The sequence below is a fragment of the Sphingobium sp. TA15 genome, assembly GCF_037101235.1.
Taxonomy (GTDB): Bacteria; Pseudomonadota; Alphaproteobacteria; order Sphingomonadales; family Sphingomonadaceae; genus Sphingobium; species Sphingobium indicum.
Genome location: NZ_AP025355.1, coordinates 1,306,278 through 1,328,111 on the forward strand (window position 1 = coordinate 1,306,278; position 21,834 = coordinate 1,328,111).

General features: G+C 62.2%; 15 protein-coding genes and 1 pseudogene. 9 read left to right on the top strand and 7 right to left on the bottom strand.

The features are described 5' to 3' along the window. Positions 1 to 17 precede the first annotated feature (17 nt). A complete protein-coding gene (locus Sj15T_RS06630) occupies positions 18 to 2,129 on the bottom strand; it encodes a ParB/RepB/Spo0J family partition protein (protein ID WP_041385927.1) in 2,112 nt (703 codons plus the stop codon). Positions 2,130 to 2,302: 173 nt separating this feature from the next. Continuing rightward, positions 2,303 to 3,496: a hypothetical protein gene (locus tag Sj15T_RS06635; protein WP_013040326.1), complete on the bottom strand. Its 1,194-nt coding sequence runs from the start codon at positions 3,494 to 3,496 to the stop codon at positions 2,303 to 2,305. 264 nt (positions 3,497 to 3,760) lie between these two features. Here Sj15T_RS06635 and Sj15T_RS06640 point away from each other — a divergent pair, with 264 nt between their 5' ends. From Sj15T_RS06640 to Sj15T_RS06680, 9 genes and pseudogenes are all read left to right on the top strand, one after another. Continuing rightward, entirely contained in the window at positions 3,761 to 4,354 is a 594-nt protein-coding gene (locus Sj15T_RS06640) for a DUF6088 family protein (RefSeq protein WP_013040327.1), read from the top strand. Positions 4,355 to 4,673: 319 nt separating this feature from the next. Next, positions 4,674 to 5,465: a type IV toxin-antitoxin system AbiEi family antitoxin domain-containing protein gene (locus tag Sj15T_RS06645; protein ID WP_013040329.1), complete on the top strand. Its 792-nt coding sequence runs from the start codon at positions 4,674 to 4,676 to the stop codon at positions 5,463 to 5,465. Then, positions 5,452 to 6,369, top strand: a complete 918-nt coding sequence (locus Sj15T_RS06650; protein ID WP_013040330.1) for a nucleotidyl transferase AbiEii/AbiGii toxin family protein — start codon at positions 5,452 to 5,454, stop codon at positions 6,367 to 6,369. The genes Sj15T_RS06645 and Sj15T_RS06650 overlap by 14 nt, the downstream gene beginning before the upstream one ends. Positions 6,370 to 6,427: 58 nt before the next feature. Continuing rightward, positions 6,428 to 7,219: a DNA-binding response regulator gene (locus tag Sj15T_RS06655; RefSeq protein WP_197532064.1), complete on the top strand. Its 792-nt coding sequence runs from the start codon at positions 6,428 to 6,430 to the stop codon at positions 7,217 to 7,219. Continuing rightward, positions 7,216 to 7,797 (top strand): hypothetical protein, encoded by a 582-nt coding sequence (locus tag Sj15T_RS06660; RefSeq protein ID WP_013040332.1) that lies wholly within the window; start codon positions 7,216 to 7,218, stop codon positions 7,795 to 7,797. The genes Sj15T_RS06655 and Sj15T_RS06660 overlap by 4 nt, the downstream gene beginning before the upstream one ends. Position 7,798: 1 nt before the next feature. Further along, entirely contained in the window at positions 7,799 to 11,203 is a 3,405-nt protein-coding gene (locus Sj15T_RS06665) for a UvrD-helicase domain-containing protein (protein WP_013040333.1), read from the top strand. A gap of 80 nt (positions 11,204 to 11,283) precedes the next feature. Continuing rightward, positions 11,284 to 12,038 (top strand): annotated as a pseudogene (locus tag Sj15T_RS06670) (multiubiquitin domain-containing protein). Next, complete coding sequence (locus Sj15T_RS06675) at positions 12,013 to 13,188, top strand: ThiF family adenylyltransferase (protein ID WP_013040335.1); 1,176 nt, start codon at positions 12,013 to 12,015, stop codon at positions 13,186 to 13,188. The pseudogene Sj15T_RS06670 and the gene Sj15T_RS06675 overlap by 26 nt, the downstream one beginning before the upstream one ends. Beyond that, positions 13,185 to 13,637, top strand: coding sequence for a DUF6527 family protein (locus tag Sj15T_RS06680; protein ID WP_013040336.1), 453 nt, complete (start codon positions 13,185 to 13,187; stop codon positions 13,635 to 13,637). The genes Sj15T_RS06675 and Sj15T_RS06680 overlap by 4 nt, the downstream gene beginning before the upstream one ends. 104 nt (positions 13,638 to 13,741) lie before the next feature. Here Sj15T_RS06680 and Sj15T_RS06685 read toward each other — a convergent pair whose 3' ends face one another. From Sj15T_RS06685 to Sj15T_RS06705, 5 genes are all read right to left on the bottom strand, one after another. After that, complete coding sequence (locus Sj15T_RS06685; protein WP_013040337.1) at positions 13,742 to 15,097, bottom strand: site-specific integrase; 1,356 nt, start codon at positions 15,095 to 15,097, stop codon at positions 13,742 to 13,744. Positions 15,098 to 15,348: 251 nt separating this feature from the next. Next, the gene (locus tag Sj15T_RS06690) at positions 15,349 to 15,834 is read right to left on the bottom strand and encodes a methylated-DNA--[protein]-cysteine S-methyltransferase (RefSeq protein ID WP_013040338.1); all 486 of its coding nucleotides are present in this window, start codon (positions 15,832 to 15,834) and stop codon (positions 15,349 to 15,351) included. A 142-nt stretch (positions 15,835 to 15,976) separates the two neighbouring features. Beyond that, entirely contained in the window at positions 15,977 to 17,377 is a 1,401-nt protein-coding gene (locus tag Sj15T_RS06695; RefSeq protein ID WP_041386447.1) for an efflux transporter outer membrane subunit, read from the bottom strand. Positions 17,378 to 17,382: 5 nt separating this feature from the next. Further along, positions 17,383 to 20,556 carry an efflux RND transporter permease subunit gene (locus tag Sj15T_RS06700; RefSeq protein ID WP_013040340.1) on the bottom strand — a complete coding sequence of 1,058 codons (3,174 nt, stop codon included), beginning with the start codon at positions 20,554 to 20,556 and terminating at the stop codon, positions 17,383 to 17,385. A 3-nt stretch (positions 20,557 to 20,559) separates the two neighbouring features. Beyond that, on the bottom strand, positions 20,560 to 21,723 hold the full coding sequence (locus Sj15T_RS06705; RefSeq protein WP_013040341.1) for an efflux RND transporter periplasmic adaptor subunit: 1,164 nt from the start codon (positions 21,721 to 21,723) through the stop codon (positions 20,560 to 20,562). Positions 21,724 to 21,834 lie beyond the last annotated feature (111 nt).

Here is a 21,834-nt window from a genome sequence, read left to right on the forward strand (position 1 = left end):
CGCCCCGCGTCGAGGGGCTATTCGGCGGCGATGGTGTGCTGAGCTTCGTCCTCTTCGTCCGAAAGCTCGTCTTCGTCGTCGGCGAGGAAAGCCGGAAGCGCCTCGTCGCGTTCGCCATCCGCCACCTCGTCGGACTCGATCAGGCGCAGCGGTTCGGGCAGCCAGCCGGTATCAGCCAGCAGGCGCTCGGCTTCTTTTGCCATGTCGCCCTTCTTCAGATGGCCGATGAGCTGGGCGGAGCGCTCGCCGGCGCCTTCGCGAACGGCTTCGAGAATGCGGGGTTTGGTGACACGGCCGAGATAGTTGCCGACGGTCGGCTTCCAGCCCGCCGCCACCATGTCGAGGCCGGTCGTGCGCGCCAGCCGGTCGGCCTGCGACAACCGCACGTCCAGCCCATGCTGGCTGACGCCTGAGCCGTAAGGGTTCGGGCGCTCGAACAGCGCGTTCACGCCGTAGCTGACGCAATGGGCGAGCAGATCCAGGCGTGTGCCATCGTCGAGATTGGTCAGCCAGTCCCACAGCGCCTGGTCGTCGGCCGGAACATGATCGCCCCAGCGCTCATGCCGCTCGGCCACCTCACGCGCGGACACGCTGTCCTTCAGCTCCTCCGACTGGGCGGAAAAGAAGACATGGCGGACGCACGCCTCGAGGCAGCCGGCCGGTGCGGTGTGCCGGAAGGTGTCGCTGACCAGCTTGTGCAGCAACATGGTCATGGCGACATCGGGATGTTCCGCGACCGCATTGCGCAGCGCCAGGGTGCGATGTGCGGTCAGCTCAATGACGAGGCGCTCCGGCAGCGGCTTGATTCCGTCATCCTCGTCGTCTTCCGGCTCCGCGGTCTGGCCGCCGATGGTGACGACGGTGCGTTGAACGGCGGGCGCGGCCGGGTGGTCGGTGCCGCTCTCGGCCTTCGGCGCATCGTCACCTTCGGGCTTGGCCGGGCGCTCGTCGTCAGGGCGGACATAGCCGCGATCCACCGACAGCGAGCCGTCGGCATCAAGGCTGACAAAGACGCCAGCGATGGCGATGTCGGCCGGATCGTAGACCGTCGGGCGCTGCTCGAAGGCGTCGAGCGCCTGTTCGATCTCGCCGAGACGCGCATCAATCTCGTCCGGCAGTTCGTCGGCTTCGGCATATTCAGCTTCGAGCCGGTCATATTCGTTACGCAGCGCTTCGCGTGTGGCGTGTTCCTCGTCGGTCAGATTGACCGTGACGCCAGCCAGTTCGCGAAACCCGTGCTGGTGGCCGTATGGAAAGCTCAAGGCGGCCTCGACCCATTTCCAGCCTTCGCCCGCGATCTCGTCAGCGACAACCTTGAGCTTCTCAGCCACCAGGCGGTCGAGCAGAGCCAGGTCTTGCAGCCAGCCGCCATCGTCGGACTGAAAAAGGTCGCGCAGAATGATGCCGCCGGCCGCCTCGTAAGCCTCGACGCCGACGAACATGGCCCGCTTGTCGGAGGCGCGCACCGTGGTCTCGGTCAGCATCCGGCGGATGTGATAGGGTTCCTTCTGCCAGCCATCCTTGATCGTCTCCCAGACCTGTTGCTGACGGGCATGGTCGGCGCTGACAGTGAAGGCCATGAGCTGTTCGAGCGTCATGCCGTCGTCGGCATAGATTTCCAGCAACGCCGGCGAGACCGCGACGAGGCGCAGGCGCTGCTTCACGACGTTGACGCCGACGAAGAAGGCGGCGGCGATGGCCTCCTCGGTCATGCCCTTATCGCGCATGGCCCGAAAGGCGCGGAACTGATCGAGCGGATGGAGCGGCGCGCGTTCCATGTTTTCGACCAGGGAGACCTCGTCGACGAGGATGCCGCTATTGGCATCACCGACCACGCAGGGCACCGGCGCGGTCTTCGCCAGGCGCTTTTGCTTCACCAGCAGTTCGAGCGCGCGATAGCGGCGGCCGCCGGCGGGCACCTCGAACATGCCGGTCTCGGCGCCATCGCCATCGAGGACCGGACGAACGTGGAGGGATTGAATGAGGCCGCGCCGGGCGATGGACTCGGCCAGTTCCTCGATCGAGATGCCAGCCTTCACGCGCCGGACATTGAACTGGCTCAGCACCAGCTTGTTGAAGGGGATGTCGCGCGCCGACGACAGGATGATCTTCTGAACGGCAGTTGCCATGTTCATTACTCCGCGACGGGCGCCGAGAGCCTCTCTCTCGACCTCAAACCCGTCACGAAGCGAAGCGCCGCCCTCTCACTCTATGAGGGCAGCGCCAGAAAACCGATGAAACGGAAAAGCACGAACGCGCAAAGCCGGAGATACGGAAATCCGCATCCCCGGCTTCACGGCTTTCAGGCCGCCCGATCGAGCAGCTTCTTGGCCTTTGCCTCCATGTCGAGGCGGGCATCCTGATGGGACTTATCGCGGGCGACGGCGGTGATGCCCTGCACGAAATCGAAGATGCTTTCTGGTGCCCGGCCTTCCTCCGCCAACACCGTGTCGATGATCTTGCCCGTCTCCGCCTTCGAGAATCCGCGCCGCCGCAGGAAGTCGGTGCGATCCTCATCGGTCCTTGCCACGATCCGCTCGCGGGCGGCCTTGATGCCGTTGACGAAGGGCATCGGTGAGGAGTTTGCGAAGTTCAGCAGCGCCGGCGCCGCCTCGTGAGCGAAGCGATTGGCGGCATATTTGGAGTGGCGGATGGTGATCTCCTCGAAATCCTCCACGCCCCACAGGTTTCGATTTTGGCATACCGCTCGCAGATAGAAGCTCGCCATACCGAGCGTCCGGGCGCCGACTTCCGAATTCCAGACATAGAAGCCCCGGAAATAGAGGTCCGGCGAACCATCGGGCAGGCGACCGGCCTCGATGGGGTTGAGGTCATCGACGAGGAACAGGAACACATCGCGGTCGGAGGCGTAGAGCGTCGTTGTGTCCTTGGAAATATCGACGCGGGGATTGTAGATCCCGGTCGACCAATCGAGAACGCCCGGCACCTTCCAGCGGGTGTCGCCGGTGCCGTTGCCTGCGATGCGCTGCACGGCCTCGACCAGTTCGTAGTCGAAGATCCGGCCATAGTCGGGGCCGGTGACGGCGCGCAGCTCGACGCGGCCATCGTCGGTCTCCAGCGTCTTGATCTGTTCGGCGCGATTGGATGTCAGACCGTATTGCAGGTTGATGCCGGCGAGCGCCGCCGGGAGCTGGCGTAGATAGGCAGCCGGTGCGCCGACTTGGGCAGCCAGTTGGCCGAAGCTCCAGTGCGTTGGTGCGGCTGGCGTGTCGGAGCCAGGCAACATCAAGGCAAGTCGCTCGGGATCGGTGCGACTCGCCTCGACATGGATGAGCGCGCTCTCAACCACCCGCGTCCGGCTGCGGTCGGCACGATCTCGCACCGAGCGGGCCAGCTCGTTCAAAGACAGATAGCGCTCATCCGCTGGGCGCGAGAACCACTCCGACGACACGCGGCCGATCCGCTCGCCACGGGTCACATCCACCTTGTAGCCGCCGCTCGCGTCACGGCGGCCATCCAGAACCTGTACATTCATGGGACCAATCTCCACGACGGGCGCCGGAGACCTCTTCTCCAGCCCTCAACCCGTCACGGAAAACCCTCCGCCCTCTTACTCTCAGGGGGCGTTGCGGGGTCTCCCCGCAGAAGGGGTCGGCAGAGACGCAAGACTCGGCCGCAGGGGAAGGCTTTCCCCCTGCCCAGCCTTCCAATCAGCGGGCCATTGACTCCCAATCAGCCGAGCCTGATCGGGATTAATTTCTGTCAGAAACTCGTATATATTTCTGACAGAAGAATGATGATGACACGGCTGACCCAACAGGTTCTGGCGCATGCAACGGGGTTGCCCGAAGGCGTACCTGTGTCTGCCAAAGGGTTGCTCCACCTCGGAAATCGGGCGGCCGTGGATCAGGCATTGTCGCGCCTGACCGAGCGCGGGCAGCTTATCCGCGCCGGCCGCGGCGTCTATCTGCGCCCCGTCGCCAGCCGCTTCGGCACGCGAACACCCTCGGTCGAGCTGGCCGTCAAGGCCCTCGCAACCCAACGGGGGGAGATCATCGTCTCGAACGGCGCCGCTGCGGCAAACGCTCTTGGCTTGATGACGCAGGTGCCTGTCCGGTCGGTCTATCTGACGTCCGGGCGCAGCCGAAAGATGCACCTCGGCAAGCAGGTCGTGGAATTGCGGCACGCGCCGCGCTGGCAATTGGCCCTGGCCAACCGGCCGGCCGGCGAGGCTGTCAGGGCATTGGCCTGGCTCGGCCCCGAGAAAGCGGAAGCTGCGCTCACGACATTGAAGCGGAAGATGGCGCCTGGCGAATTCGGTGAACTGGTCGCCGCCGCGCCGCAGCTTCCGACATGGCTCGCGCAGAGCGTCGTCAGGGCAGCCTATGGCTGATGCCTTTCTTCAGGCGGTGAAGATACGCTCGGTGGCGATCGAAAACTTTCGCGGCATCCAGTCGGTTAGGCTGGTGCTGCCTTAACACTTCGTACTGTTTGGCTAATTGGCTCGGCAGTAGGGATGCTTGCCCGAATTGGGGAAAACCCGCTTCGGGGATTCAGCGAAGCCAGCAGCTCGGCCTGAAGGACGACCGTTGCAAGAGAGGCAATCTCGGGCGCGGTTTGATATGCTCCGTTTTATGCCTACGAAAGATAGGTGAGATGGGCACAATCATAAACTTGCCGCCGGTTTGCGAATCTGCTATATTTACCTACTTATGGTAGCTCAAAAGAATGAAAAGATAAACCAACTGAACCGTCTGCTCCCCGAGGGGTTGGTGGTCGATACGCCTTGGCTTGAAGGCCATGGATACCGGCGCCAGTGGCGTGAGAAATATGTTGCCCAGGGACGGCTCGAAAGCGTCGTCAGAGGTGTCTATCGACGCCCATCGGCAAGTCTTGAAACGACGGTCCCTTGGCAACGGATAGTCATATCGCTCCAGCGGCTGCTCGAAAAGTCGGTGCATGTGGGCGGTCGGTCGGCTCTGGAGTTGCACGGGCTGGCCCATTACCTCAGGCTTTCCGGAACTGCGACTATCCATCTTTACGCTTTTGAGGCCTTGCCCGGCTGGGTGCAGCGCATCGCGAGCGATGCCCGACTGGTCGAGCATAAGGGGGGACGGCTTTTCGAGCGCGGCGCTCCGGGTCTCGCACAAATCGAATGGGGACATTGGGGCTGGAAGCTTGACGTGTCCGCGCCGGAGCGCGCGCTTTGCGAGCTTCTCGATGAACTGCCTGATCGTGACACCTTCCATCAGGCCGATGTGCTGATGGAATCGGCGAGAACGCTCAGTCCCCGGCGAGTTCAGGCGGTTCTGGAGGCGTGCAAGAGCGTCAAGGTAAAACGGTTGTTTTTGTGGTTCGCGGAGCGCCAGGGACATTCGTGGTTTGGCCGACTGGATCTCAGTCGGATCGAGCTTGGCCATGGCAAGCGCCAGATCGTCCCGGGTGGCCGGTATGATCCAAAATATCAGATCACGGTGCCGGAGAATCTCGATGCCGGCGGCTGAAGGTTATCAAACACAAGTCGGTCTGCTCGTTCAGACGCTACCGTTCGTCGCCGCGGAGGGCGCATTCGCGCTTAAGGGCGGAACCGCAATCAACCTGTTCATCCGCGACTTACCCCGGCTGTCGGTCGATATCGATCTGACCTACTTGCCGGTCGAGGACAGGGCGGCTTCGCTTTCGAACATTGACGCAGCCATGCGTCGGATCGCCCGGACCATTGAAGCCGGTATCCCGCGCAGTCGCACACAACTCGTGCCGCTCCACCGTGAAGGGAGCATCGCCAAGATCCTGGTCGGTGCTTCGGGCGTTCAGATCAAGATTGAAGTAACGCCGGTCATGCGCGGCTGTGTCTATCCACCCGAGAAGCGCGGCGTGCGCGAGCATGTCGAAGACGCATTCGGCTATGCCGAAATTGCGGTCGTATCCTTCCCGGATCTCTACGCGGGCAAGATAGTGGCCGCGCTCGACCGGCAGCATCCCCGCGACCTGTTCGACGTGCAAGGCTTGCTGGCCAATGAGGGAATCTCCGACGAACTGCGCCGCGCCTTCATCGTCTACATGCTGAGCCACAATCGGCCGATGGCCGAAGTCCTCGCGCCACGGCGGAAGGATTTGCAGCATGAGTTCGACACTGGCTTTGTCGGAATGACGCAGGACGAGGTCGCTCTTGATGGGCTTTATGCAGTCCGTGAGGAACTGATTTCCCGGATCGTTGGCGAAATGCCCGAACCTCACCGCCGCTTTCTTCTCTCCTTCAAGGCTGGTGAACCGGATTGGGCGCTTTTGGGCGTGCCGGGAGCCGACACGCTGCCGGCGGTTCGATGGAAAGTCGATAATCTGGCCAAGCTCCCCGACGCCAGGCGCGCGGCGCTTCTGGCCGATCTCGAAAAGGTATTCGCGCGATGATGTGGGCTGATGTTGGACAGCGCATTGGATCGGTGCGGCATGAAGGATGGAGGGGCAATTGGTAACGCCACTCAGAAAAAAGAGGCTCCGCACAGAGGAACTCTATACGCGCGTTCCGGAGATCGAAGCCAAGTTGGTCGAGTTGGAAGGCCTATCGCGGGATGATCTCCTGGCCCGCATTCAAATTCTCCGCCGCGATGATCCCGGCTATGTACCAAGCGAATGCTTGGTCTATTTCGTGCGGGCCAGCCGCGCGGACAATTCCACTGCCGGGTTCGACCGGCTGTACAAGGTTCTAGCCGAGCGGGTTTTGCGATCTCTGCCGAGGGCTGAGAGTGCGGACGGCACGACAACGTCACTGACCAACAGCGTCATTCGTGACAGGGTGTTCGGGCGATTTATTGAGCTTTTGTCGGCTGATCGCAGCGAATATTCTGAAAAACTGGACTATTTTGAAGTGCGCTTCGATGGCGCGCTGGCAAGCTTGCGACGCGATGCCCAGGAGCAGGCTTGGCGCGACGAAAACCGGTCAACTTCACTGGAATTCGACGAGGAGACAGGTGAGCCTTCTGAAGAGGTTGAGAGGGCGGCGGGCAGTTTCGATTGGTCCTCGGATTCGGAAATCGACGGCGCGGATTACCGGTTTCGTCTGGATGCGGCGATTGATGCTCTACCACCGGAACAAATGAGGATCATCGAAATGTTGCGAAAGGGCGTCCCCATCGACTCCAAGGAGGCCGATGCTGTCACTATCGCCAAGGCGCTCGGCAAATCGGAGAAAACTATCCGGACACATAGAGACAAGGCCTTTGCGGCAATTCGAGCGGCCATGTCAGGAGAAGAGCCATGAATCCCAACGCTCATCAACCATCGCGGGAAGATGTGCTCGACGCTTTTGCGGTCGAACCCAACCATGGCCGCGAAATCCTTGAGCGCTACCTGCGTGAGTACCCGCATTTTTCGAACGAGTTGGTGGACTTATCGAGAGAGTTATCTCGCGTTCCTCATGGAGCCGAGAGGCCGATGTCTCTCCAAGAGCAGGCCATGGTTGAAGCGGCATGGCAGCAGCATATGCCGATCGAAACGAAATCTGCGAAAGATCCTCTGGCAGATTTGTCGGTTGCCCAACTTCGCGAGATCGCCGTGCAATTGGATGTGCCCCGGCAAGTGGTGACAGCCTTTCGGGAGCGTCGCGTTGTGGCAACTTCTGTCCCAAGGCGCTTCCTCACGCGCATGGCAGCTGCTCTGAATTGTACGGTTGATTTGTTGGTGAGCACGCTCACCCTGCCATCAGGGGCTGTGCTTGCGCGCAGCTACAAGTCAGACGGAAAGCCGTCGGCGGAAACTGCTGCAACATTTGAGCGGCTGCTGATCGACGCTGGCGTGTCTGAAGAAAAGCGGACGGCCCTGCTGGCGGACGGCAACTAGGATGGACGCGGTCGAGCTGGCGAGACAGATTGCAGCCGACCTTCACCGGCAGGCCGTTGTGAAGGGCCATGATCCTTGGCAACCTTATGAATTTGCCATTGCCGAAGCTCAGCGGCGCGGATTGGATGTCGAACCGACCGCTGCGGGTTCGGTAATGCTTGACGGCGGCCGGGCAACCGTCGTTGCCGCAGACTGCCTCATCCTGCATGAAAATATTGGGACGGTGTTCGAGCGGGCATTTCTCGTCGCCCATGAAATAGGCCACATCGAACTTGGTGACGATGTTGCCGATGAGCCGGCGCGCGACATCGATCTGGCAAGGGCGGCAGAACCTTCGCCCGTCGGCGTTGATCGGGTTGTTGACTATGGACGCCGGCAGAGGCGCGAGGTCCAGATGGATCTGTTCGCGCGCGAGTTTCTTCTGCCGCGCGGACTCGTCCGCAAACTTCACCTTGAAGATGGTCAGACCGCGACCGAGATTGCAGCGCGGATTGGGGCACCGTTCGATCTGGTTGCCCAGCAGCTCTTCGACGCTCTCTTGCTGCCAGAAATAGTAGCTGCGGCCGAAACTGAAACCATCGAACGTCCCCTGAATCCGCTTCAGGCGTCCGCAGCCGCGCATCGTGGCGAGGCATTTCTGCTCGAAGCAGGACCAGGCACCGGCAAGACCCAGACGCTGACTGCCCGTGTCGAGGGACTGCTGGCAGAAGGCGTCGATCCACGACGGATATTGCTCCTCACTTTCTCCAACAAGGCCGCCGGTGAGATGGCGGAACGGATTGGCCGCAAGCACAAGGTTGCCGCCGCGGCGATGTGGATCGGCACGTTTCATGCCTTCGGTCTCGATATTATCAGACGGTTTCACATCGAACTGGGCCTGCCAAAAGATCCTCGGATGATGGATCGGACCGAGGCGGTCGAGCTTCTTGAAGCCGAATTTCCGCGTCTTGGCCTCAACCATTATCGCAACCTTTATGATCCGACACAGATCATCGCCGACATGCTGGCGGCGATCTCCCGCGCCAAGGACGAGGTAGTCAACGAAGTACGCTATGCCGAACTGGCAGAAGCGATGTTTGTGAGCGCAGTAACGCCAGAGGATCGCGAGGCCGCTGAGCGGGCAGAGGAGGTCGCCCGCGTCTACGCGGCCTATGAGGGATTGAAGCGGCAGGCGCATTGTGTCGATTTTGGCGACCTTGTCTCGATGCCCGTGCGCCTGCTCGAAGGGAATCTGGAGATCCGCGCGCATCTTCAAGCGCAATATGACCATGTGCTGGTCGACGAATATCAGGACGTGAATCGCAGCAGTGTCCGCCTGATTACGGCCCTGCGAAGTGATGGACGCAATCTCTGGGTGGTCGGAGACGCCAAGCAGTCAATTTATCGGTTTCGCGGTGCGTCATCGTTCAACATGACGCGCTTCGGAACGTCCGATTTTCCCGGTGGTGCGCGTGGCCGCCTGAAGCGCAATTATCGTTCGGCCGATGAAGTGGTGCAGGCATTCTCAGCCTTCGCCATTCGCATGAAGGCTGGAGACCAAGATAGCGGCCTCGAATCCGAACGTGGCCGGTGCGGGGCATCTCCTCAACTCCGCACGGTCGATCAATCGCCACAGCAGACGGTGGCGCTTGCCGATGCAATCGAGGAAATGCGCCAGGCCGGGCACACCTATCGTGACCAGGCTGTGCTTTGCACAGGAAATGAAAAGCTCTCAGAGCTTGGGCAGGATTTGGAACGGCTTGGCGTTCCGGTTCTTTTTCTGGGCAGTCTTTTCGAGCGGCCAGAAATCAAAGAGCTTTTGTCGTTGCTGACAATTCTCACCGATCGGCGAGCGATGGGTTTGGTTCGTGCAGCGTGCATGTCCGAGTTCGCGATGCCGCTTTCCGATGTTGACGCGCTATTTGATCACCTGCGCGCGGTGGACTCTATTCCGGGGGCATGGCTGGGCGAATTAGGTGGGATCACCGGCCTGTCAGAGACGGGGAGCGTGGCATTGGGGGCTGTTGCAGCCGCGATGCGCGGCTTCGACCAGAGCGCCTCGCCCTGGACGGTGTTGGCCACGCTGTTGCTCGATCGGACCCGTATCACGGCACGTATCGGTGGTTCGAATGACATCGCCGAGCGCACCCGTGGCCTTGCGATCTGGCAGTTCATGAATTTCCTGCGCGTGCAGCCCGGTGGTCAGGGACTCCCCATTGTTCGGCTCCTTGATCGGGTGCGCAGGCTTGTGCGGTTGGGCGACGATCGTGATCTGCGGCAGCTGCCTGCCGCCGCACAGGGGCTTGATGCTGTAAGGCTGATGACCATTCACGGGGCAAAGGGACTTGAGTTTCCCGTCGTGCATGTGCCTGGTCTCAATGGCGATACCATTCCCAGGACGCCACAAGCACCGCCGTGCCCGCCGCCAGATGGAATGGTCGAAGGAGCTGAGGGCCGTGCGCTCGATGTTTTCCGCGCAGGTCATGCCGAGGAACAGGAGTGTCTGTTCTATGTCGCGCTGTCTCGTGCGCGCGACCGCCTGTTTCTGTACGCACCGACCCAGAAATCAAATGGCCATAACCGGCCGTTGTCGAGTTTTCTTGATAGGGTGGGATCGGGGCTGGCGCGAACGAAGGTCAACCCGGCAAAAACCTTGCCGCCCGCACCTGAGGCAGGTGACGTCACGCTTGTCGTCGATGGTGCCCTTCGATTTACCGGGGCGCAGATTGCGCTCTACGAACGCTGTCCAAGGCGATTCTTCTACACCCACGTCCTCCAGGTCGGCGGGCGTCGGACGGCAACGGCCTTCATGCAGATGCACGAAGCGGTCAGAACCGTCTTCCAGACCGTGATTGCTGACGCGCGCATCATCGGCGGAGAAGGCGACTTGGAAAGGCAGATCGCCAATGCGTTTGCTGCGCATGGACTGGCGGATCACGGTTATGTCTCGGAGTATAAGGGGTTCGCCACCTCAATGATCCAGTATTTCCTCGCGGCGCGCGAGGGCCACACGCCAGAGGCGCCTGCGGCTCTCAGCATTGCGTTTGGCACCGAGGAAATTATCGTGCGCCCAGATGAGGTTTTGGTGCAGTCTGATGGCAGCCGCACGCTTCGGCGGGTTCAAACAGGACATTTTCGCGCCGCCGAAATGGATGACGTGGGCGTTGCTGCCTTCCTCCTGGCGGCACAAAGGGCTTTTCCCGGCGCCAGTGTCGAACTCGTCCATCTATCCGATCAGACCATTCGCGCCGTCGATCTAACGGCCAAGAAGCTTCAGAATCGGCAAGAGAAGCTCTCTGGATTTCTGGGACGAATTCGTGCTGGTAATTTCCCGGCCGCCCCCTCCGGCCGGACATGCCCGGGTTGCCCGGCATTTTTCATATGCGGCCCAACACCGGCGGGTACTCTCAGAAAAAATTTCGGCTGACCTTACCGGTCGGCCATTGTCGCACCGATTGATCCCTTAGAGGCCGGCGCCGCCAGGCCAAACTCTAAGGAATAACGACAATGAATACCGAAGAACCTCTCGATTTTGACGACCTGGGCGAAGCCCTGCGCGAAGGCCGGGCACTGCGCCCGGCGCGGGGCTATCGCATCCGCTTCGCACAGGACGGCCTCAACTTCCGCGACCTCGATGTTGCCGATCCCGTGCCGCTGGGCCGTCAGATTCTGGCTGCTGCCGGGCGCGATCCGCATGATGGCTACAGTCTTTTTGCTATCCTGCCGTCCGGTGATTTCGAGGATGTCCGGCTTGATGAGCCGTTTGATCTGCGCGAGCGGGGTGCCGAACGGTTCGTCGCCTTCCAGACCGACCGCGACTTCAAACTGACGCTGAACGATCATCAGCTCGAGTGGGGCAAGCCGGCGATCGGGGGCGTTATTCTCTATACGCTGGCGAATATCGGCGAAGATGAAGCGGTCTTCCTGGAGGTGCGTGGAGGCGAAGATCGGCTGATCGAGCCCGCCGATCTCATTGATCTCACTGCTCCTGGCATCGAACGGTTCATTACCGCGCCCCGGCCTCCTAAGACGTTCGAGATCATCGTCAATTCGCGGCCACGCGAAGTCGACGAGAAGCAGGTGACGTTCGAGCAAGTTGTGCAGTTGGCCTTTCCCGGTCCGCACGAAACCAACGTCGTTTTTCGATGACCTACCGCCACGCCGCCTCGACGCCGCATGCCGGCGAACTTGGTGCCGGGGGCAGTGTCGAAGTGAAAAAGAAGGGAACCGTGTTCAATGTCACCCGCACCGTTCAGTCGTAACGCCGACCTCAAGCGTCTTCGCGACGAGGGCTACTTCGTGCAGATCCGGGGCGGGTTCCTGGTGATGCGGGAGGTGCCCTACGTCAATGCTCAACGGGAGGTGCGAACCGGAACGCTCATCTCCAGCCTGACGATGGCTGGAGATGAGACTCGCACCCCCGATACCCATGTGATCCATTTTGACGGCGACTTTCCCTGCCGTGCCGATGGGACGCCCATCCAGCAGATTTCTCACCAGTCTGGGGATTTCAATCTCGGGCACGGACTGAAGGCGAAGCATTCGTTTTCGAGCAAGCCGGAAGGCGGCTACACTGACTACTTCCACAAGATGGCCACTTATGCCGCGATCCTGTCGGGGCCTGCGGAGGTTCTGAAGCCGGAGACATCACCGCGGACATTCAGGACGCCAGAGGCGGAGGACGACAGTGTCTTCAACTACACCGAAACAGCCTCGGACCGCGTGGGCATCGGCGCTCTGACCGAGAAGCTGGAGGACGAGATTGTAGCGATTATCGGCCTCGGTGGCACTGGGTCCTACATTCTGGATTTTGTCGCCAAGACCCCGGCTCGTGAGATCCGGCTCATTGATGGCGATGAATTCCTGCAACACAACGCCTTCAGAGCCCCTGGTGCACCGAGTATCGAGGAACTTCGCGAAGCCCCCAAAAAGGTCGATTACTTGAAGGGTATCTATTCAAGGATGCGCCGAGGGATCATCGCCCATGCCGAGGCGCTGAGCGCAGACAATCTGCATTTGCTCGACGGTATTACCTTCGCATTTCTCAGCATGGATGCAGGCGAGGAGAAGCGTCTGGTTGTCGAAAAGCTGGAGACTTTGGGCGTGCCCTTTGTCGATGTGGGCATGGGGCTGGAACTCGACGAAGGTTCATTGGGCGGCATTCTGCGGGTCACTACCAGCACGCCGGAAAAGCGTGATCACGTCCATCAGGGTCGCATTTCCTTCGTCGGCGGCGGCGAAAAGGATATTTATGCGTCAAACATTCAGGTCGCCGACTTGAATGCGCTCAATGCGGTGCTGGCGGTAGTCAAGTGGAAGAAGCTGCGCGGATTCTACCGTGACCTGGAGCAGGAACATCACTGCACCTATACGACGGACGGCAATATGCTGCTCAATGGTGACGTCCCATGATGCGGCACGGCCATCTCGAACATCGGTTCGTGCAACACATTCCCGATAGGCTTGAACCCGGCGTACTCTATATTTCGATGGAATATGGAACGGCCGCTCATAGCTGTTGTTGCGGCTGCGGCGAGGAGGTGGTGACGCCATTCACGCCGACCGACTGGAAGATGACGTTTGACGGCGAAACGGTGTCACTCAATCCGTCCATCGGAAATTGGACACTCGCTTGCCGCTCTCACTATGTAATCAAGCGGGGGCGGGTGATTGAGGCAGGGCCATGGACGGACGAACAGGTCGAAGCCGAACGCCACCGGGATCGCGCGGCCAAGGCGCGCTTCTACGGCGTGACTGAGCCGCATGCACCAGTTGCGACATCGCTTGAAGCAAAGCGATCCAAAGCGCCAGAGGGCGTTGTGGGTCGCATTGTGCGCTGGCTGACAGGGGCCAGACGCTGAAGCCGACAATGCGCCAAAGAGAACCTCGGGATTTAAGCTCAAATTTCGAGGTTCTCCCATAACGCTCAATGATTATTGGGCATGACACTCACACATGACGTATTTCATGCCGCGACGCGCTCATCGTTATTTCCGTTGATTGCCCGCGAGAGGAACCGCTCAAGCGCCGCCTTCCTGGAATCGCGATCGAGCGCATAGGCGGTTTGTTTGAATGCCTTTCCGTCGAGCAAGCCTTGGATGTAGCCTGCGATAGTATCGGCCGCCATGACGAGGGCGGTGTCGAGCGAATGAATATATTTGCTCGTGACCGACCCTTTTGCGTGCCCGACTAACGCTGCGATCGTGACCTCGGTGAAGCCGAGGTCGTTTGCGATGCTGGCAAAGCTGTGGCGCAAGACGTGCGGCGTGACGTCGGCGAGCGCCGAATTCCTGAAAATCTGCTCCCAGTGGTTCGGGAAGCCTCCGAAGGCGCCGTCTTCCGCGCGAGGACCGGGGAAGACATAGGTTCCCACGCTACCATCCAGCACCTTGCGCCGTTCATCGAGAAATTCGACGACGGGAAGCCCGATTGGTCGAACAGATTCGCCTTCCTTGCTGTCGGATAGGCGAAGGCAACTGGATGCCGTATCCGCCTCTGCCCATTTCAGACCGATGATCTCGCTTCTCCGGCACCCGGTTAGCGCGATCTGGCGAATGATTTCCACGGTCGTCGCGTATTTCTCGGTCTTTACGGCCTCCCGCAGCATTTCTCCGAGCGTGCGATACTCATCCTCGGTGAGCCGCCGGGTTCGGATTGCGTACTTTGGCTTTTTCACCCCATGGGTCGGATTGGTCTCGATGATACCAGCATCGACAGCATAGGTGAGGATGCCGCCGAGCAGACCGATCGTGCGTGTGGCCGTGCCAGGACCGCCGCGAACGATCGCGCGGCCACGCAACTTCTTCGTTTTCACCGAGATTCGGCTTTTGCCAGCGATGATGTCCTTCATGAGCTTGTTCACATCCGCCTTGGTCAGGTCTTTCACCCTCCGCGCCCCGAGAAGCGGGATAATGTGGCGTTCTATGCGCCCTGAATCGGTGACGATGGTTGTCTGCTTCTTTGGCCTCCCGCCCTTGCCGAGAATCAGGCCGGCATTCAGGTCCGCGACGTAGAGGGCGCAGAGTTCCTTGATAGTAAGCGCCTTGTGATCAAGCTGACGTTCCTCGGCGGGATTATCGCCGTGTGCGATCCGGCCGAGTTGCACTTTGGCTTCCTGACGGGCCGTCTCTGCCGTCCATACCCCGTGCAGTCCGATCGTGTAGCGTCTGCTGCGTCCACCGGCGCGGTACTGGACGAGGTAACTGCGTTTGCCGGAAGCAAAGACGCGAAGCCCGAAACCAGGCAGATCGTCGTCCCAGATGAAATAGTCCTTGTCGCTAACCTTGGCGGCATCGACGGTCCGTTTTGTGAGCTTCACCATCACCCAATCCTTCGCTATCGGACTGCTTCCGCGGAAGCACCACGGAAGCAGTCAAGGGGAAATCGCAGCGAAATTGCGGATATAGGTTTCGGCGCAAATTCGAGAAACATCTAGTGGTTTCAGATGCTTATCGTAGTGTGGCGTGCCCTATCGCATTTTTCGGATGCTTGGGTTAAATTGCTCCGAAGGCAAAGGCCAGAGGTTCGAATCCTCTTGGGTGCGCCATTTTCCCGCCATTTCCCCGATGGATCTCACGGAAATCTTCTTTCCAGGCCAAGCAGATAGCGCTTGGCCTTCAGACCGCCAGCAAAGCCGGTCAGCGCGCCATCGGCGCCGACCACCCTGTGGCAGGGCGCAATGATGGAAATCGGGTTTCGTCCATTGGCGGCTCCCACGGCGCGGCAGGCGGACGGCTTGCCGATCTGGCGGGCGATGTCGGCATAGCTGCGGGTCTCCCCGAAGGGGATGGTCAGCAGGGCAGCCCAGACGCTTTTCTGGAAATCCGTGCCGCTGAAATGGAGCGGCAGGTCGAACGCTTCCCGCTGTCCGGAGAAATATTCGCCGAGTTGCCGCCCGGCTTCCTCCAGCACCGGATGATCGCCCCGCTCGATCCGCGGCCCCAGGCGCACCCGCCGGGGATCGTCATCCTGCCACAGCACCGCCGCCAACCCCGCCTCGCCCGCCACCAGCGTCAATTCGCCGACAGGGGAATCCATCGTCCGATATGCGTAGGTCATGCCTGTCCTTCCACCCTTGGGCGCGCTGAGTTGAGGGCGCGCGCTCCAGGATTTGCTATCGCACCCTTCTAAGCGGATGCTCCAGAAAGGCACCATGGACCATGCCCGCATGGCCGCCTTCCCGCCGCTTGCGGCCAAAAAGTTATTTCAGGCCGCCACCCATAGCGCGATAAAGTTCGACCATGTTCGCGGCGCGGCTCAGCCTTGTCGCCAGCAGGCTCCGCTCCGCATTGTAGAGCGTCCGCTGCGCGTCGAGCGTGGTCAGGAAAGGGTCGATGCCGGCGCGGAACCGCGCTTCGGACAGGCGATAGCTCACCCGCGCCGCATCCCGCAGCGATGTCTGCGCCTCCAGTTGCTGCGTCATCGTGCCGCGCCGGGCAAGCGCGTCGGCGACTTCGCGAAAGCCCGTCTGCACGCTTTTCTCATAGGTCGCGACCATCGCGTCATAGGTCGCCCGCGCATAGCGCAGATTGCCCCTGTTGCGGCCGAAGTCGAAGATCGGCAGGCTGGCGGAAGGCGCCACGGACCAGGTGTCGCTGCCGGATTTGAACAGATTGGATAGGCCGAGGCTCAATGTTCCGAACGCAGCGGTCAGCGAGATGTTCGGGAAGAAAGCTGCCCGCGCCGCGCCGATATTGGCGTTGGCGGCCAGCAACTGATGCTCCGCCGCCATGATGTCCGGACGGCGCAGCAAGGCCGTGGAAGGCAGGTCGGCCGGAAGGCCGGAGAGCGTGACGTCGCCTTCCGGCATCGCCGCCGGCAAGTCCTCCCCCGCCACGGTCGCGCCGGCCAGCAGGTTCAGCGCATTCTGGTCCTGCACCACCAATGTCGTCGCCTCGGCAATGTCCGACCGCGCCTGGTCATGGCTGGTCTGCGCCTGCCGCACTTCCAGTTCCGACGCGATTCCCTTGGCGAAGCGCGCCCTGGTGAGGTCAAGCGTCTGTCCGAAGGCCTTTTCCAGATCCCGCGCTATCCTCAACCGCTCCTGATCCGCCGCCATCGTCAGCCAGGCATTGGCGACCTCCGCGATCAGAGCGGTCTGCGCCGCGTTGCGGTTCTCGACCGATGCGAAATATTGCTCCTGCGCAGCCCTGCTCAGGTTGCGCAACCGCCCGAACAGGTCGATTTCCCAGGCGGACACGCCGACCGACGCCGAATAGATGTCCGTCCGGCCCGTCCCGACCTGGGAGAAGGGCGTATCCTGATAGGTGGCGCTGCCGTTGGCGCTCAGCGTCGGGAAAATATCCGCCCGCCGCACCCGATATTGCGCCCGCGCCTGCTCCACATTGGCCAGCGCCACGCGCAGGTCGCGATTATGCGCCAGCGACGTTTCGATCACCCGCGCCAACCGGGGATCGACGAAGAAATCCCTCCAGCCCGTGTCCGCCGGGACGATCGCCTGCCCCTGCCCAGCCGGATAGGCGGGCCCCTGCGGGCTCGCCCCCGCCACCGGCAGGGCCGGCCGCACATATCGGGGCGCCATGTCGCAGGCCGCGAGCGTCAGCGCCAGGGCAGCGGCGGAGAACGGCTTGATCTTGTTCATCGTCCTCATGCCTCCTGCGGACCCGGCAAGGCGCTGCCCTGATGCCCGCTTCCCTTGCCATGATGTTCGCGGAACAGGCGCTTCACGAAGGTGAAGAAGACCGGCACGAAGAAGATGGCGAGCACCGTCGCGGACAGCATGCCGCCGACCACAGCCCAGCCGATGGCGTTCTGGCCACCCGCCCCTGCACCCTTCGCCAGCGCCAGCGGCAGAACGCCGAAGACGAAGGCGAAGCTGGTCATCAGGATCGGCCGCAGGCGCAGCTTGCCCGCCTCCAGCGCCGCCCGCGCGGGCGGCAGGCCTTCGCGCATCTTCTCCTCGGCGAATTCGACGATCAGGATGGCGTTCTTGGCCGACACGCCGATGGTCGTGATCAGCCCGACCTGAAGGTAGATGTCGTTGTTCAGCCCGACCAGCATCGCCGCCAGCACCGCGCCGAACACGCCCAGCGGCACCACCAGCATGACCGCGATCGGCACCGACCAGCTTTCATACAGCGCGGCCAGGCAAAGGAACACGATCAGCATGGACAGCGCATAGAGCGCCGGCGCCTGCCCGCCGGAGGTCTGCTCCTCATAGGAAATGCCGTTCCATTCATAGCCGACGCCGGCCGGCAGCTTGGCCGCGATTTCCTCCATCGCCTTCATCGCCTCGCCGGTCGAAACCCCCGGCGCGGGCGCGCCCATGATCTGCATCGACGGCACGCCGTTGAAGCGTTCCAGCTTGGCCGGACCACGCGTCCATTCGGTCGTCGCGAAGGAGGAGATCGGCGCCATCGCGCCGCTGCTGCCCCGAACATGCAGCACGCCGATCGAATCCGGCGTGGTGCGGAACGGCGCATCGGCCTGCACATAGACGCGCTTCACCCTGTCGCGGTCGATGAAGTCGTTGATATAGCTGCTGCCCATCGCCGTGCTGATCGTATCGTTGACGTCGGACTGGGCGATGCCCAGCGCGCCCGCAGCCGCCTGATCAACGTTCAGCTTGAGCTGCGGCGTGTCCTCCAGGCCGTTGGGGCGCACCTGCGCCAGCCGCTTGTCGGCCATGGCCATGCCCAGCAACTGGTTGCGCGCTTCCAGCATCCTGTCATGGCCCAGGCCGCCCACGTCGACAAGCTGGAAGTCGAAGCCGGTGGCATTGCCCAATTCCTGCACGGCCGGCGGCACGAAGGCGATCGCCATGCCCGCCGCAATCTTGCGGAAGGCGCCATTGGCGCGCAGGGCGATGGCTGAGGCCCTGTTCCGGGCGCCCTCGCGCTTCGACCAATGCTTCAGCCGGACGAAGGTGATGCCGACATTCTGCCCCTGTCCCACGAAGCCGAAACCAGGGACGGTGAAGACGGCGGCGACGTTCCCCTTCTCCCCGATCATATAATGATCGCGGACCTTGGCCAGCGTGCGTTCGGTTTCCTCCAGCGTCGATCCCGTGGGAAGCGAAACCTGGTTGATGATGACCCCCTGATCCTCATCGGGCAGGAAACCGCCGGGCAGGCGCAGGAAGATCAGCCCCATGCCGAAGACGATCAGCGCATAGACCAGCATCGTCCGCCCCCAGTGGCGTTCGACCTTCTCCACGGTCGCGCCATAACGCGCGACATTGCGGTCGAAGGTCCGGTTGAACCAGTCGAAGAAGCGGCCGAAGCGCGACCCCAAAGGGCCGGTCCAGACATGGCTTTGCCCCTTGGGCCGAAGGATCGTCGCGCAGAGCGCCGGAGTCAGGATCAACGCGATCAGCACCGACAGCACCATCGCGGACACGATCGTGATGGAAAATTGGCGGAAGATCACGCCGGTCGACCCGCCGAAGAAGGCCATGGGCAGGAACACAGCCGACAGCACCAGGCCGATGCCGACCAGCGCCCCGCTGATCTCGTCCATCGACTTCCTGGCCGCCTCCCGCGGACTGAGCCCCTCCTCCTGGATGATGCGCTCCACATTTTCGACCACGACGATGGCGTCGTCGACCAGCAGGCCGATGGCCAGCACCATGCCGAACAGCGTCAGCGTGTTGATAGTGAAGCCCGCCGCATAGAGGATCGCGAGCGACCCCAGCAGCACCACCGGCACCGCGATGGTGGGGATCAGCGTGGCGCGCCAGTTCTGCAGGAACAGGAACATCACCACGAAGACCAGCAGGATCGCCTCGAACAGGGTGTGGATGACCTGTTCCACCGACAGCTTCACGAAGGTCGAATTGTCCACCGGGAAATCATATCTGACCCAGGCCGGAAAGGTTTTGGACAGTTCCTTCACCCGGCTCTTTACGCCCTCGACCGTATCCAGCGCATTGGCGCCGGGAGCCAGCTTGATGGCGAAGCCGGCGGCGGGATGGCCGTTGAACCTGGATCGGAAGCTGTAATTTTCCGCGCCCAGTTCCACCTTGGCGACGTCCGACAGATAAACGACGGACCCGTTGCCGTTGCTGCGCAAGCGGATCTGGCGGAACTCTTCGGGCGTCTTGAGCCGCGACTGCGCCGTCACGGTGGCGTTCATCGCCTGGCCGCGGGGCGATGGCGCGCCGCCGATCTGCCCAGCCGAAACCTGCGCATTCTGCGCGCGGATGGCCGATTTCACATCGCCGGCGGTGATGCCCAGATTGGCCATCTTATAGGGGTCGAGCCAGATGCGCATCGCATATTGCGACCCGAATAGCTGGGTGTCGCCCACGCCGTCGACGCGGCTGATCGGATCCTGGAGCGAGGAGGCGATGAAGTCGCCCGCATCCAGTTGGTCGTGAATGCCGTCATCGGAATAGACCGCCATCACCATCAGGAATGTGGCGGTCGATTTGGTGACGCGAAGCCCCTGCTGCTGCACTTCCTGCGGCAGCAGGGGGGTGGCCTGGGCCAGCTTGTTCTGCACCTGGACCTGCGCGATGTTGGGGTCCGTGCCCTGCTCGAATGTCAGGGTGATGGTCAGATTGCCGGCCGAATCGCTGCTGGAAGAGAAATAGCGGAGATGGTCGAGCCCCTTGAGCTGCTGCTCGATCACCTGCGTCGTCGTGCTTTCCAGCGTTTGGGCGTTCGCGCCGGGATAGCTGGTGGACACGGTCACCGCGGGCGGCGCGATCTCCGGGAATTGCGCCACGGACAAGGACCGCAGCGCCAAGGCACCGGCCAGCATGATGACGATGGCGATGACCCATGCGAAGATGGGCCTGTCGATGAAATAGCGCGCCATCGCTCAGTTCGCCCCGCCGGCATTCGCCTGCTTGTCGACGGCCGTCACCTGCTGCGGCGCGCCCGGCTTCACGACCGTTCCGGGCCGCAGGTTCACCAGGCCCTCGACGATCAGCCTGTCTCCCGCCTTCAGCCCCTTGGTGACGATCCACCTGTCGCCCACGGCCCGGTCGGTTTCGACCTGGCGAAGCTCCACCTTGTTGCCCGCGCCCACGACCATGGCGGTGGCCCGGCCCCGCGCGTCGCGCGCAATGCCCTGCTGCGGCGCCAGGATCGCCTGCCTGCGCTGGCCCTCGACCAGCCTGGCGCGCACATACATGCCCGGCAGCAACAGCCCGTCCGGATTGGCGAAGGTCGCCCGCAAAGTCACCGCGCCGGAACTGGGATCGACCGTCACTTCGGAAAATTGCAGGCGCCCCTCGATCGGATAGACGCTGCCGTTGGGAAGCAGCAATTGCACCCGCGCCCCATCGGCCGCACTGACGCCGCCCGCCTGCATCGCCTGCTTGAGGTCGATGATCTGCGCGGCCGACTGGGTCAGGTCGACATGGACAATGTCGGTCCGCTGGATCGTCGCCAACGGGTCCGCCTGCCCCGCCTGCACCAGCGCGCCCGGCGTGAACAGCGAACGGCCGATCCGTCCGGAGATCGGCGCCCTTATGCGCGTGAAATCCTGGTTCACCTGCGCCGCCTGCACCGCCGCCCGTTGCGCCGCGACATCGGCGCGGGCCTGCTGGGCGGCGGCGGCGGCATTGTCGGCCTCCTGCCGGCTGACGGCGTTGATGCCCACCAGGCCCTGATAGCGCTGCGCCTGAAGGGCGGTCGCCCGGATCGATGCCTGCGCCCGCGCCAAGGCGCCCTGCGCCTGGGCCACAGCCGCGCGATAGGGTGCGTCCTCGATCTCGTAGAGCAATTGGCCGGCACGCACCAAGGCGCCCTCGGTAAACAGGCGACGGCGGATGACGCCATTGATCTGCGGCCGGACCTCCGCCGTTTCCACCGCCGCGATGCGACCGGGAAGCTCGGCCGTGAGAGGCGCGTTTTCCACCGAAAGTTTCACCACGCCAACCGCAGGCGGCGGCGGCGCGGGCGGCTGCTGCTCACCACAGCCGCCCAGCCTCAGCACAGACGCGCAGACGAGCAGTCCGACAAATATCCCCTTTTGCATCGGTCGGCGCTCCGTTTCCAATGATGGCATTCTTTTTGGAATGAACGTTCATTCCAGTTGCGGCGCAGGTAGGAACATGCCACAATTTGTTCAAGGGTAAAAAAGGGCCAG